Raw genomic sequence first — 12,946 nt, forward strand, 5'->3', positions numbered from 1 at the left:
GATGTGCCCTCCTCAGCGCTGGGGTGGGGGTGTGAGATACGGCCGCTGGTTCACCTTCGCGGCCTCGTACGACTTGCGGGCCTGGCGCGTGGCGTCCATGGTGGACACTTCGGCGACGGGCACGTCCCACCAGGCTCCGCCGTCCGGCGCGGGCACGAGCGGGTCGGTCTCGACGTGCACGAGGATGGGCCCGTCGTGCGCCTTCGCGTCCTGAAGTGCGGCGCGCAGCTCCTGGACGGTCCTGGCCCGCAGCACGGGCACGCCGAGGCTCGCCGCGTTGGCGGCGAGGTCGACGGGGAGCACGTCGCCGTCGAGCCGGCCGGTGTCCGCGTCGCGGTATCGGTAGCGGGTGCCGAAGCGGGGCGCGCCCACGGTCTCGGAGAGCGCGCCGATCGAGGCGAAGCCGTGGTTCTGCACCAGGACGACGATGAGCTTGACGCCCTCCTGCACGGCGGTCACCAGCTCCGACGACATCATCAGGTAGGAGCCGTCGCCGACCATCACGAACACGTCCCGATCCGGCGCGGCCATCTTCGCTCCCAGGCCGCCGGCGATCTCGTAGCCCATGCAGGAGTACCCGTACTCGACGTGGTAGCCCTTCGGGTCGCGGGTGCGCCACAGCTTGTGCAGCTCGCCGGGCATCGAGCCGGCCGCGCACACGACCACGTCGCGCGGGTCGGAGACGTCGTTGACCGCGCCGATCACCTCGGACTGGGCCGGCAGCGGGCCGTGGCCGAGGTGGTACGCCCGCTCCACCGTCTCGTCCCACTCGGCGGCGAGCCGGCGGGCCTCCTCCCGGTACCCGTCGCCGACTGACCAGCCGGTCAGCGCCTCGGCCAGCGCGCCGAGCCCTTCCCGGGCGTCCGCGACGACCGAGACGCCGGCGTGCTTGGCCGCGTCGAAGGCGGCCACGTTGAGGTTGACGAACACCGCGTCGCCGAACGCGCTGCGCGAGGCGGTGGTGAAGTCGCTGTACCGGGTGCCGACACCGATCACCACGTCGGCCTCGCGGCACATGTGGACGGCGGCGCTGGTGCCGGTCGCGCCGGTGGCGCCGAGGGCGAGCGGGTGGTCGTACGGCAGGGATCCCTTGCCCGCCTGCGTCTCGGCGACCGGGATGCCGGTCGCCTCGGCCAGGCGCCGCAGCGCCTCGGTGGCCTCGGAGTAGATGACCCCGCCACCGGCCACCAGCACCGGCCGCCGGGCACCGCGGATCGCGGCGACCGCGCGGGCCAGCGCCGCCGGCTCCGGCACCGGCCGTGGCACGTGCCAGACCCGGTGGGCGAAGAGCTCCTCCGGCCAGTCGAACGCCTCGGCCTGCACGTCCTGCGGCAGCGCGACCGTGACCGCGCCGGTCTCCGCCGGGTCGGTCAGCACCCGCATCGCGCCGAGCAGCGCGGAGGGCAGCTGCTCGGGCCGCCACACCCGGTCGAAGAAGCGGGACACCGGCCGGAACGCGTCGTTGACCGACACGTCGGCCGCGCGCGGGTCCTCCAGCTGCTGGAGCACCGGGTCGGCGACCCGGGTGGCGAAGACGTCGCCGGGCAGCAGCAGCACGGGCAGCCGGTTGACGGTGGCGAGCGCGGCGCCGGTCACCATGTTGGTGGCACCCGGGCCGATCGACGACGTGCAGGCGAGCGTGCTGAGCCTGTTGCGCATGCGCGCGAACGCGGCCGCCGCGTGCACCATCGCCTGCTCGTTGCGGGACTGGTGGTACGGCAGCGCGCCGGGCTCGCGCAGCTCGGCCTCGTAGAGCGCCTGCCCGATCCCGGCGACGTTGCCGTGGCCGAAGATGCCGAAGCAGCCGGCGAAGAGCTTGTGCTCCACTCCGTCCCGCTCGCTGTGCTGTGCGGCGAGGAACCGGACGAGCGCCTGCGCGACGGTGAGTCTCATGTGGTCACTCCTTCCCGAACGGCAGTCGCGGGTCGAGCTCCTGCGTGGCCCAGGTCTCCCGGATCCAGGCGTGCGCGGGGTCGTCACAGATCTCCCAGGCGCGGCGCGGGCCAGCCATCACGTTGAGGTAGTACAGGTCGTAGCCGGGCGCGGCCATCGACGGCCCGTGCCAGCCCCGCGGGATCAGCACGACGTCGCCGCCGCGCACCTCGGCGAGCACGTCGATGTCCGGCCCGTAGACCCGCTGGTACGCCATCCCGCCGTCACCGCGCACCTCGAAGTAGTAGATCTCCTCCAGCACCGACTCGCCGGGCCGGTCCTCGTCGTGTTTGTGCGGCGGGTAGGACGACCAGTTGCCGCCCGGCGTCAGCACCTCGCAGGCGATGAGCCGGTCCGCCTCGAAGACGCCGGGCGTGCAGAAGTTGTTGACCTGGCGGGAGCAGCTGCCGGCGCCGCGCAGCTCGACGGGCACCTGCGACGCCGGGCCGTAGCGGGGCTCCAGCCGCCGGGAGGCCCGCGCCGTGGGGATCGCGAAGCGGCCCTCTCCGGTAACCGTGACGGTGGCGTCGCGCGGCGCGTACGCGAAGTCGGTCACGCCCGCGAAGACGTCCTCGCGACCTACCAAGGTAAAGGTGGAACCGTCGCACTCCACAGTGCACGATCCGGCGAGCGGCAGCACCAGCACCTCGTCGTCGCCCGTGTCGAAGGAAGAAACACCGTCGAGGTCCAGCACGCGCAGGCCGGAAAACCGCCAGCCGGCCGACGATGGGGTCACGTGCGTCGCGGGGCCCCCGGGGAATCGTGGAGCGCAGCGGAGCGATTTTTTGGGGTGCATCACAGCAGGCTCACCGCCGTGTCCACCGCGCCGGCCACGTCGTCGTCGGCCGGGTAGAGCAGCGAGCGGCCCGCCACGATTCCCTTCACGGTGGGCAGTCGCAGCGCCTTCTGCCAGCCCTCGAAGGCGGCGTCGCGGTCGGCCGGCACCTCGCCGCCGAGCAGCAGCGCGGGCAGCGTCGAGGCGGCCATCACCCGCTCCATGTCCGGCACGACCGGCACCTTCAGCCACGTGTACGCCGACGTGCCGCCGAGCCCGGACGCGACCGAGATGGCCCGGACCATCGCGTCGGCCGTCAGCTCGTTGCGCACCCGCCCGTCGACGCGGTGGCTGATGAACGGCTCCACCATCGCCATGAGCCGCCGCCCGGCGAGCGCGTCGACCGCCCGCGCGCAGCCCTCCATCGTGGACACCGTGGCCAGGTCGTCGGGGTCGATGCGCAGCAGCATCTTGCCGCCGTCGAAGCCCATCGCGGCGACCGCTTCCGCGCCGTACCCGGTGAACCGGTCGTCGATCTCGAACGCGGTGCCGGCGAGGCCGCCCCGGTTCATCGAGCCGATCACGACCTTGCCGTCGAGCGCGCCGAGCAGCAGCAGGTCTTCCAGCACGTCGGCGGTGCCGAGGACGCCGTGGACGCCGGGCCGGGCGAGCGCGGCGCAGAGCCGCTCGAGCAGCTCGCCGCGGTCGGCCATGGCCGTCGGGCGGGAGCCGGCGGCGAGCGCCCCGCGGGCCGGGTGGTCGGCGGCGACGAGGAAGAGCCGGTCGCCGATCGCGCCGCGCGGCCGCGACCGCGCCAGCTCCACGATGGACTGTGGCCGGCGCACGCGCGCGTCGGTGACGACGGCGAGCCGCTCAGCGAACATAGGCTTGGACCTCTTCCAGCGTGGGCATCGCGTCGGAGCAGGCCAGCCGCCCGGCGACGATCGCACCGGCCGCGTTGGCGAAGCGCATGACGCGGGCGGTCTCCCAGCCGGCGAGCAGCCCGTGGCAGAGCGCCCCACCGAACGCGTCGCCCGCGCCCAGCCCGTTGACCACCTGTACCGGCACCGGCGGCACCTCGACGGCGCCGGAGGCGTCGACGGCGAGCACCCCGCGCGGGCCCTGCTTGACCACCGCGAGGTCGGCGCCCCGGTCGCGGAGCGCCTTGGCGGCGGCGGCCGGATCCCGCTCGGCGACGGCGGTGTAGCACTCGTCGAGGTTGCCGACCGCCACGGTGGCGTAGGGCAGGGCCTCCTGGACCCAGCGCCGCGCCTCCTCGCGGGACGGCCAGAACATCTCCCGGTAGTCGAGGTCGAGCACGGTGATGCCGGCGCGATCGCGCACGCGGAGCGCGGCGAGCGTGGCGGAGCGGCTGGGCTCCTCGCACAGCCCGGTGCCGGTCACCCAGAGGACGCCCGCGGACCGGATCGCCTCGACGTCCAGGTCTTCCGCCCTGATCTGGAGGTCGGGCGCCGTGGGATAGCGGTAGAAGTAGAGCGGGAAGTCGTCCGGCGGGAAGATCTCGCAGAACGTCACCGGTGTCGGCAGGTGCTCCACCGCCGTCACGTACCGGTCGTCGACCCCGTAGCCGCGCAGCGCGCTGTGGACGAAGTCGCCGAACGGGTCGGCACCGGTGCGGGTGACGACCGCGACCCGGCGGCCGTAGCGGGCGGCGGCGACCGCGACGTTGGTCGGGCTGCCGCCCAGGTACTTGCCGAACGTCTCCACCTCGGCCAGCCCGACGCCCACCTGGAGCGGGTAGATGTCCACACCGACCCGGCCCATGGTGAGCACGTCGAAGTTTTCTGGGCGCTGCTCGTGGCTTCGCGGGCCCGCGAAGCCACGAGCAGCGCTGGGAGGGCTGGCCATCAGAGGCTCCGCAGGTAGTCGACGCTCGCCGCCACGTCGGGCAGCGGGTCGGCGCCCGGGCCGGTGAGCATGACGTCCTGCTCCAGCACGTACCACCCGGTGTAGCCGGCCGCGTCGAGCGTGCGCACGATGCCGGCGATGTCGACGTCGCCCTTGCCGAGCGGGCGGAACATGCCCGCGCGCACCGCCTCCGCGTACGTCACGTCGCGGCCCCGCACGCGCGCGGCGAGCCCGGCGTCGACGTCCTTGAGGTGCACGTGCGCGACGCGGCCGGGGTGCTCGGCGGCGATGCGGGCCGGGTCGGCGCCGCCCACCGCCAGGTGGCCGGTGTCGAGGCAGAGCGGGACCGTGCTGCCGGCGAGCACGCGGTCGACGTCGTCAGCGGTCTCCACCATCGTGCCCACGTGCGGGTGCAGCGTGGGCGTCAGGCCGGCCGCGGCGACCGCGGCAGCGGCACCGTCCAGATTGGACAGCAGGGTGGCCCAGCCGGCCGCGTCGAGCTCGGGACGCGCGTCGTATCCGTGCCCTCCGGTGTCGGCGGCGAGCACGACCGTGCCGGCGCCGGCGGCGGCGTAGCGCGCGGCGACGGCCCCCACCTCCGGCCGCGGGTCGCGGCCGGGCTCGTGCAGGACCGCCGGGACGAAGCCGCCGACCGCGCGCAGACCGTGGGCCGCGAGCACGCCGGCGGGGTCGTCGGGAAGGTATCCCACCGGCCCGAACTCGGTGGCCGCGAGGCCCAGCGAGCGCATCTCGCCGAGCACCCGGTCGGCCGGCAACTGGAAGCCCCAGCCGGGGACCTCACACACTCCCCACGAGATGGGCGCTCCCGCGATCCGCACGTCCATGCCGTCCCTCCCAGGGCTACCTTCCGCCCCGGTTCAGGACTTTGTCAATACATTCTGACTAAGTGGTCGCGACCTGGAGGCGTAGCTCGCGCCGCCTCGCCCACCAGCGGACCGCGAACCAGCAACTCGTGGTGAGCGCGGCGCCGGCGATCGCGTCGACGATGTAGTGGTTGGCCGTGAGCACGACCGCGATCGTCATCGCGATCGGCATCAGCACCCCGATCACCTTGACCCACAGCCGCCGGGCGGCGATCGCGATCGCGATGCCCATCAGCAGGTCCCAGCCCACGTGCAGGCTCGGCACCGCGGCGTACTGGTTGGTGAACATGGGTGGCTGGAGCACCCGGTACGCGTGCGAGCTGACCGTCACCGTGTCGACCATGTCCAGGTGCGCGAGCCGGGGCGGCGCCACCGGAAAGGTCGCGAAGATCACCATGCCGATCGCGCCGGACATGATCATCGCGTTGCGCGTGCGCAGGTAGATGACCTGGTGCTTGCGGGCCAGCCAGATCAGCGTGACCGCGATGACCGGCCAGTGGCCCCAGATGTAGATCCAGTTGAATACCGTGCTGACCCGGGACGAGCTGGCGAAGGTGTCCTGTAGCCACTGCTCGTGGTGCAGCCCGAGCGCCCTCTCCAGGTCGACCACCCGCGCGGCGTTCGCGACCGCCGAGCTGACTGAACCCTCCGTCAGATGGCGTACGCCGAAGTAGATGACGATGGCACCGAGCAGGATGAAGATCTGCTGCCCGAGCCGCACTGACTGCATGGTCTTGATGGCCGGCGTGCCGCTGCCCTGCCGGACGTGCCCAGTCCCCGTTATGACCGCCATAAGCACAGCCTCCAACCTGATCTTCACACTTCCATCCGGGCCGGGCACCGACTTCTCCCTGATTCCCGGATCGGACCGGAGGGTGAGAACGCCCTAGGGGTCGCATGGTTTGCTGTGCGGATGGAGATCCGGCGGATCAGCTCAGAGGAGCGGCTCACGCACGCGTTCCCCCTTCAGGCGTACGCCTTCGAGGCGAGCCCGGCTCCCCTTGAGGAGGCAGAAAAGCTCCGCGAGTACCTCCCCTTCCAGGAGGACAACCTCACCCTCGTGGCGGAGGAGGGCGGCACCTCGCTCGCCGCCGTCTCCGCCGTGCCGATGCGGCAGAACGTGCGCGGTGTGCTACACCCGATGGCCGGCGTCGCGGGAGTGGCGGTGCACCCGCTCGCCCGCCGCCGTGGCCACGTCCGCACGTTGCTTACCCGCCTGCTGGGCGACATGCGTGACGATGGCCACCCGGTCAGCGCGCTGTACCCGTTCCGGGCCTCGTTCTACGAGCGCTTCGGCTACGTGGGGCTGCCCAAGCGGCGCCACGTCACGTTCGCCCCCGCCGACCTCGGCCACCTCGTCCGCGCCGACCTGCCCGGCGAGCTCATCTGGGAGCGGAGCGGATCCGGGTACGACGCGTACCGCGCGTTCACGCTGCGGCTGGCCGCCGAGCGGCACGGCTTCGCGGTCTTCCCCGACTACCGGGCCGAGCGGCTGCGCGCCGACGACGCCCGCTGGATCGTCACCGCCCGGGTGGGCGGCGAGGTGGCGGCGGCGGCCGCGTACCGCCTCAGCGGCTACGGCGCCGAGCTGGTGGTGGACGACCTGCTCACCACCACGCCGCTGAGCCGCGCGCTGCTGCTCCAGTTCTTCGCCCGGCACGTCGACCAGGTCGAGCGCGTGGTCGCCGGCATCGCGGCGGACGAGCTTCCCGAGCTGTGGGCCACCGACCTGGGCACCGTCACCGAGTCGCGCACCCGCGTCCCCAACGCGAACGCGCCGATGGCCCGCGTGCTCGCGGTGCCGGCGCTGGCCGGCGCGCGGGTCGGACCGGGCCGGGCGGTGGTGGAGGTGGTCGACGACCCGTTCATCGCCGGCACGTACCTGCTGGACGGGCGCGGCGGCCAGCTGGAGGTGGGTGGCGACGAGCCGGGCGTACCCCGGGCGACGCTGAACGCGGCCGGCTTCTCCGCGCTCGTGTACGGCGTGCTGGACCCGGACGACCTGCCCCTACGCGGGTTCGGTGCCGTGCCCGCCGACGCCGGCGCTCAGCTGCGGACGCTCTTCCCCCGCGCCGTCCCGTACCTGTTCGCGGACTTCTGAGCGACCGGTCAGGCGCCGGGCGAGGAGCGCGGCGGCGAGCAGCACCGCGAACACCGCCGCCACCACCTCGACACCCGCGGAGCTGAGCGCGGCGGAGAGCGAGTGCTGGATCTGGCCGGCGGCGGCCACGACCGGATCGTCCACGGCCGACCGGTCGGCGCTGAGCCGGATCTCGTACCAGCCGTAGTACGCCACGTAGGCGCCGGCGAGCAGCAGCAGCGCCCCACCCAGCCGGGAGATCGCCGAGCCGGCCCGGCGCACCGCGCGGATCAGCGAGGTGCGCAGCAGCCCCACGGCGAGGGCGGCGGCGCCGACGGCGAGGCCCATGCCGGCGGCGTACGCGAGGAAGAGCCCGACCCCGGCGCCGGTGGAGCCGGCCCGCATGCTCGCCACGACGATGGCCAGGAAGGGCCCGATGGTGCAGCTGAGCGACGCGGCGGCGTAGGCGGCGCCGAAGAGGGCCATCGACGGGAGCGTGCGGCGCAGCTCCGGTGCCCGCGGGCCGCGCCAGGGTGCGGGCAGTGACCGGCCGGCGGCGAGCCACCCGCCCACGGCGATCAGCAGCACGCCGAGACCGACGGTCACCCACGGCAACCGCTCCTGGATCCAGCCGGCGGCCGGCGCCACCGCGAGCCCGAACGCGCCGAACACCGCGACGAACCCCGCGGTCATGGCCGCCGTCGAGGCCAGGGCCCGCCGGACGGTGTCGCCCGTGGACTCACCGGCGACGAGCAGGGACAGGTACGCGGGCAGCAGCGCGAAGCCGCACGGGTTGACCGCCGCGAGCATGCCCGCGGTCAGCGCCAGCACCAGCGTGGTCTGTGTCATCGCTCAGCCGGCCAGCTCGGCGACCTTGCCCTCGAACGTGACGCTGTCCATCCACCCCTGGCTCAGGACCTTGCCGTCGCGGTCGAGGAAGACGTACGTGCTCTGCTCGGTGATCTTGAACTTCTTCCACACCGCGCCGGCCTGGTCGTTGAGGTGGGTGACGTCCCCGACCTCCCCGTCGGTGACGAACTCCTTCATCTCGCCGGCGTCACCGAGGCCGGCGACGCCCAGCAGGTTGACCTTCGTGCCGAACTCGTCCTGCATGTCCGATACCGAGGCGGCCTGCCCGAAGCAGGTGGCGCACCACGGCGCCCAGAACCACAGCACCGTCGGCCGCCCCGCGAGCCTTGCCGCGTCGAACGCCTTGCCGTCGAGCGTGGTGCCGGTGAACGTGAGCGTGGCCGGCACCGGTGCCTGCTTCTTGTCGCCGGCGGGCTGGGCGTCGGCGGCGGCCGGCTGCTGGCCCGCGTTCCAGTCCGCGCCCGGTGTCGTCCCTCCGGCGCAGCCGCCGGCCACCAGCGTTGTGGCGAGCAGGGCTGCCGCGACCAGCCGGACACGCATGCGGGACCTCCAAGGTGTGGCGCTGCGCCCCTGAGTACGGCACGCGGACGCCCGCGGTTCAACGCTCGCGTGGCACCCTTGGTCGATGTCGACCACCGCGCTGACCCGCAACGTCCTGGGCGTCTGGGGTGCGGACGGCGCGCGCTGGCTGGCCGGCCTACCCGCAACTCGGGCCGAGGTGGCGCGCGCCTGGGACCTGCGCCTGGGCGATCCCTACCCGCTCAGCTACCACTGGGTGGAGGCGGTGACCCGGGCGGACGGCACGCCGGCCGTGCTCAAGCTCGGCGTGCCCGGCGCCGACCACCTGCCGGTCGAGGCGGCCACGCTGGAGTGCTGGGCCGGCGCGGGCGCCGTGCGGCTGCTCGCCTACGAGCCGGCGTGGGGCGCGCTGCTGCTGGAGCGGGCGGAGCCGGGCACGCTGGCGCGGACGCTGGTCCCGGCGCGGGACACCGAGGCGACCGCGGCGATCCTGGCCGTGATGCGGCGGCTGCACGCGGCGCCGGTACCCGATGGGGTCCTGCCCGACCTGGAGTCGCAGGGTGCGGCCTTCGCCGCGCACCTGCGGGCCTATCCCGGCGACGACCCGCTCCCCCGCGACCTGGTCGAGCGCGCGGGCCGGCTCTTCGACGAGCTGTGCGCGTCCGCGCCGGCGCGGGTGGTGCTACACGGCGACCTGCACCACGACAACGTGCTGCGCGCGGAGCGCGAGCCGTGGCTGGCGATCGACCCGCACGGCGTGGTCGGCGACCCCGGCTACGAGGCCGGCTCGCTGGTCCACAACCCCGACCCGGAACGCCACGACGACGCGCTGCTCGCGCTGGTGCCGGCCCGGATCGAGCAGCTCGCCGACGGGATGGGGCAGCCGGTGGAACGCGTCCTCGCGTGGGCGTTCGTCAAGTCGGTGCTCTCCGAGGTGTGGACCGCCGAGGGCGACGGCAGCGAGGTCGGCGGCCGCGCGCTCGACGTCGCGCTCGCGTTATTGCCGCGACTGTGACGTGGCCGGCCGCTATGGTCGGGCGTCATGGGCGAGGAGTGGCTCAGCACCAACCAGGCCTACTGGGACGAGCGCGCACCGCTACACACCACGAGCGACTTCTACGACGTGCCGAAGTTCAAGGCCGGCGCCACGTCGCTGCGGCCGTTCGAGATCGCCGAGATGGGCGACGTGACCGGGAAACGGCTGCTGCACCTGCAATGCCACTTCGGCCAGGACACGCTCTCCTGGGCCCGGCTCGGCGCCCGCGTCACCGGCCTGGATTTCGCGGAGTCGGCCATCGAGGCGGCCCGCACGCTGGCCACTGAGATCGGCGTGCGCGGCGCCCGCTTCGTCCAGTCCAATGTGTACGACGCGCCGGCCGCCCTCGGCGAGCGCTTCGACATCGTCTACACCGGGCTCGGCGCGCTCGGCTGGCTGCCCGACATGGCGGCGTGGGCCCGGGTGGTCGCCGACCTGCTGGAGCCGGGTGGGGTCTTCTACCTGGCGGAGTTCCACCCGTTCGCCGGCGTGCTCGACGCCGAGACCGGCACCACGGTCACAAACGACTACTTCCCGGCCGCCCCGACGACGTTCGACGAGCCCGGCAGCTACGTCGACTGGGCCCTGCCGACCGTCCACAATCGAGCGACGCTCTGGCGGCACCAGATGGGCACCATCGTGAGCGCGATCTGCGCGGCGGGGCTGCGGCTAGAGTTCCTGCACGAGCACGACTGGACGCTCTTCGACAACTTCTACAACCTGGTCCGCCACGACGACGGCACCTTCCACCGCCCGGACGGCTCCCCCAGCCTCCCGATGATGTACTCCCTCCGCGCCACCAGGTCCTGAAGGACGACGGTGGGCCGGCGATCCGCGGGCACCGCTCCCGGCCGGCGGCTCGCCAGGGCGAGCCGAAATCCCCGGCCGTCCACTGCCGGCTCCGCGGGACAAGCCCCGGTCTGGTGACCGTCGCCTCGGCACAGGGCATTGTGGACAAACGAACCACGCGCTGGGTGAGCGTGATCAGCGGCGGACGGGTGCGGCCGCGGGAGCAGCGGTCTGGACCACGACGGACATCGCGGTAGCTCAAATCTGCTTGAATCGAGCCCGAGACCGCGGCGACCCTGATCCCGAAAGGTCTCTAGAGACCTTTCGGATTCGGGGTGTTTCCCCTTCGTGAGCTTCTGGAGATAGATTTGCCCACGTCTGTCAGCTGTAGACCGTTTGGTGGTTGCGGTGAGAGCCGTGCCGGGGCTTGGCACGCCGGCTGCGGCTTCCGGGGGTCGGCCAGACCGCGAAACACGATGATCAACGGATCGCCGGGGCACCTTTGCACTGCTCGGGAGAATCTGCTCAGCCATGGGGCGGCGTCATGATCGTTAGCCCGAAAAGGCTGTGACACGCCGTTATCGGGGCTAACGATCATGCGGAGCGGCCGCGGTGGTCCCGCATCTCCCACGTGACGGGACGATCGGGTCGGGATCTGGCAGGCGCCGTGATCGTTAGCCCGGAACCCGCGTGACACGCGGGCGAGAACGCGGGATCCGGGCTAACGATCATCGAAACGCGGTGAGCGCCCAGGGCCGCGGAGCCCTTGCTCGGCCCCGCCACAAGCGGCCAAGATCGCGAAAGTCGACTGGCCCACGTCCCAGCAGCGGACGGGTGAGGCTGCGGCAGCAGCGGTCCGGACCACGACGAACATCGCGGGAGTCCAAATCCTCGTCCCAACAGGGATTCAGCGGCCAAACACCTCCATCTGTGACGCAGCGTCAGGCTGGCTCAGCTGAAACTCGAGCGACGAAGCCCTGCTTTTGATCTCCCACCGCCCTGGTCGGCAACAGGCATTGTGGACAAACACCGCCGCACCGCGTGGCGCGGGCCGCGCATCCGGACCAGACCACGACAAATATCGCGGTAGCTCAAAACCCAGTCCTAAGTGGCTCTGTTACTTGTCGTACTTGTAGAGGTTGTACTTCTTCATCAGGTTGATGAGGCTCTGCGCGTACGTGGGCGACGTGGCGTAACCCGCCTTGTGGATCTCGATGGCGAAGCGGTTGGGGTCGCGGCTGTACGCGAACGCCTTCTTGTACCTGGGGTTGACCGTCAGGAAGCGCCCGTGGTCGGCGAATGAGCCGGTCGCGTTGCGGTACGCGCGGAACGACGCCGTGGTGCGGTAGCACTTCTTGCCGTCGCACTCGGTCGTGGCGTACGTACGGCAGCCCACCGCGATCCCACCCGGGCTGCCGAAGCACTTGATGCCGAAGTAGCTGTGGTCGCGGCGGGTCAGCCAGCTGCCGCCCCATCCGGACTCCAGGATCGCCTGCGCGATGGTGACCGAGGCGGGCACCTTGTACTGCCGGAAGCCCGCCCGCGCGGGGCCGGCGGTCCGGGTGACGAACTGGCCCGCGTTGGCCGGCGGCACGGTGGGCGCCATCTGGCCGCACCACGGGAGCGTGGGCGGGTTGCCGCGCCAGTCCACGTTGGAGTCCGCGACGAAGCGGCTGCCGGGCAGCTTGTTCCAGGCGGCGGTGCGGCGCATCTTGCCGCTGACGAGCTCACCCCAGACCTGGCACTCGACGTGCAGTACGGTCCCCTCGGCCAGACCCCCGACGCGGCCGAAGCGGGTGCTCGGGCCACGGCGCACGTTGACCGGGCCGGTGCCGGTGCGCACGGTGGGCAGCGCGGCGCCTTTCGGGCCGCACCAGTGCACCCAGGGGCGCCGGGGGCTCCAGCGCACGTAGGCGTCGGAGATGTAGCGGCCGTTGGACAGGCGGTCCCAGCCCGGGGTACGGCGCTGGGTTCCGGCGATGAACTGCCCGTACACCTGGCACACCACCGCCACGCGGCTGCCTTCGGCGATGCGGCCGACGTGGGCGTCCGCGGTGGAGGGGCCGGCGCGCAGGTTGAGGCCGGTGCCACCGGAACGCACGGTGGCGGTGGGACCGCCGGCGGCGGCCGCCGCGGGGCTCGGCACGAGGAGGGACACGACCACGAACGCTTCAAGGGCGTACCTCATGCAC

The 12,946-nt window shown here is 72.6% G+C and carries 12 protein-coding genes; 3 read left to right on the plus strand and 9 right to left on the minus strand.

Annotated features, from left to right (window positions below; all coding sequences use genetic code 11):
- Positions 1–12: 12 nt before the first annotated feature.
- From iolD to AC5L36_RS36080, 6 genes are read right to left on the minus strand one after another with little or no spacing between them, the layout of a single operon-like run.
- Positions 13–1,893, minus strand: a complete 1,881-nt coding sequence (gene iolD, locus AC5L36_RS36055) for a 3D-(3,5/4)-trihydroxycyclohexane-1,2-dione acylhydrolase (decyclizing) (protein ID WP_441223266.1) — start codon at positions 1,891–1,893, stop codon at positions 13–15.
- A gap of 4 nt (positions 1,894–1,897) precedes the next feature.
- Positions 1,898–2,668 (minus strand): 5-deoxy-glucuronate isomerase, encoded by a 771-nt coding sequence (iolB, locus tag AC5L36_RS36060; protein ID WP_441223267.1) that lies wholly within the window; start codon positions 2,666–2,668, stop codon positions 1,898–1,900.
- 59 nt (positions 2,669–2,727) lie between these two features.
- The gene (locus AC5L36_RS36065) at positions 2,728–3,591 is read right to left on the minus strand and encodes a Cgl0159 family (beta/alpha)8-fold protein (RefSeq protein WP_441223268.1); all 864 of its coding nucleotides are present in this window, start codon (positions 3,589–3,591) and stop codon (positions 2,728–2,730) included.
- Entirely contained in the window at positions 3,581–4,576 is a 996-nt protein-coding gene (gene iolC, locus AC5L36_RS36070; protein ID WP_441223269.1) for a 5-dehydro-2-deoxygluconokinase, read from the minus strand. Before iolC ends, AC5L36_RS36065 begins: the two co-directional genes overlap by 11 nt.
- Positions 4,576–5,421, minus strand: a complete 846-nt coding sequence (locus AC5L36_RS36075) for a TIM barrel protein (protein WP_441223270.1) — start codon at positions 5,419–5,421, stop codon at positions 4,576–4,578. The genes iolC and AC5L36_RS36075 overlap by 1 nt, the downstream gene beginning before the upstream one ends.
- A gap of 58 nt (positions 5,422–5,479) precedes the next feature.
- Positions 5,480–6,253, minus strand: a complete 774-nt coding sequence (locus AC5L36_RS36080) for a phosphatase PAP2 family protein (protein ID WP_441223271.1) — start codon at positions 6,251–6,253, stop codon at positions 5,480–5,482.
- Between the two features lie 120 nt (positions 6,254–6,373).
- Here AC5L36_RS36080 and AC5L36_RS36085 point away from each other — a divergent pair, with 120 nt between their 5' ends.
- The gene (locus AC5L36_RS36085) at positions 6,374–7,561 is read left to right on the plus strand and encodes a GNAT family N-acetyltransferase (protein WP_441223272.1); all 1,188 of its coding nucleotides are present in this window, start codon (positions 6,374–6,376) and stop codon (positions 7,559–7,561) included.
- Here the strand turns inward: AC5L36_RS36085 and AC5L36_RS36090 are convergent.
- Positions 7,469–8,389: a cytochrome c biogenesis CcdA family protein gene (locus AC5L36_RS36090; protein ID WP_441223273.1), complete on the minus strand. Its 921-nt coding sequence runs from the start codon at positions 8,387–8,389 to the stop codon at positions 7,469–7,471. The two genes, AC5L36_RS36085 and AC5L36_RS36090, sit on opposite strands and share 93 nt — an antisense overlap.
- A 3-nt stretch (positions 8,390–8,392) precedes the next feature.
- Positions 8,393–8,950, minus strand: a complete 558-nt coding sequence (locus tag AC5L36_RS36095) for a redoxin family protein (protein WP_441223274.1) — start codon at positions 8,948–8,950, stop codon at positions 8,393–8,395.
- Between the two features lie 85 nt (positions 8,951–9,035).
- Here AC5L36_RS36095 and AC5L36_RS36100 point away from each other — a divergent pair, with 85 nt between their 5' ends.
- Together AC5L36_RS36100 and AC5L36_RS36105 are read left to right on the plus strand one after the other, a co-directional pair.
- Positions 9,036–9,944, plus strand: a complete 909-nt coding sequence (locus AC5L36_RS36100) for an aminoglycoside phosphotransferase family protein (RefSeq protein ID WP_441223275.1) — start codon at positions 9,036–9,038, stop codon at positions 9,942–9,944.
- 27 nt (positions 9,945–9,971) lie between these two features.
- Positions 9,972–10,775 (plus strand): class I SAM-dependent methyltransferase, encoded by an 804-nt coding sequence (locus AC5L36_RS36105; protein WP_441223276.1) that lies wholly within the window; start codon positions 9,972–9,974, stop codon positions 10,773–10,775.
- Positions 10,776–11,871: 1,096 nt separating this feature from the next.
- Here AC5L36_RS36105 and gsmA read toward each other — a convergent pair.
- A complete protein-coding gene (gsmA, locus tag AC5L36_RS36110) occupies positions 11,872–12,942 on the minus strand; it encodes a sporangiospore maturation cell wall hydrolase GsmA (RefSeq protein ID WP_441223277.1) in 1,071 nt (356 codons plus the stop codon).
- Positions 12,943–12,946 lie beyond the last annotated feature (4 nt).

This window comes from Phytohabitans sp. LZ39, assembly GCF_059359075.1.

Coding starts and splice junctions, on each gene's coding strand:
- iolD (WP_441223266.1), bottom strand. CDS start 1,893: ATGAGACTCACCGTCGCGCAGGCGCTCGTCCGGTTCCTCGCCGCACAG.
- AC5L36_RS36065 (WP_441223268.1), bottom strand. CDS start 3,591: ATGTTCGCTGAGCGGCTCGCCGTCGTCACCGACGCGCGCGTGCGCCGG.
- iolC (WP_441223269.1), bottom strand. CDS start 4,576: ATGGCCAGCCCTCCCAGCGCTGCTCGTGGCTTCGCGGGCCCGCGAAGC.
- AC5L36_RS36075 (WP_441223270.1), bottom strand. CDS start 5,421: ATGGACGTGCGGATCGCGGGAGCGCCCATCTCGTGGGGAGTGTGTGAG.
- AC5L36_RS36080 (WP_441223271.1), bottom strand. CDS start 6,253: ATGGCGGTCATAACGGGGACTGGGCACGTCCGGCAGGGCAGCGGCACG.
- AC5L36_RS36085 (WP_441223272.1), top strand. CDS start 6,374: ATGGAGATCCGGCGGATCAGCTCAGAGGAGCGGCTCACGCACGCGTTC.
- AC5L36_RS36090 (WP_441223273.1), bottom strand. CDS start 8,389: ATGACACAGACCACGCTGGTGCTGGCGCTGACCGCGGGCATGCTCGCG.
- AC5L36_RS36095 (WP_441223274.1), bottom strand. CDS start 8,950: ATGCGTGTCCGGCTGGTCGCGGCAGCCCTGCTCGCCACAACGCTGGTG.
- AC5L36_RS36100 (WP_441223275.1), top strand. CDS start 9,036: ATGTCGACCACCGCGCTGACCCGCAACGTCCTGGGCGTCTGGGGTGCG.
- AC5L36_RS36105 (WP_441223276.1), top strand. CDS start 9,972: ATGGGCGAGGAGTGGCTCAGCACCAACCAGGCCTACTGGGACGAGCGC.
- gsmA (WP_441223277.1), bottom strand. CDS start 12,942: ATGAGGTACGCCCTTGAAGCGTTCGTGGTCGTGTCCCTCCTCGTGCCG.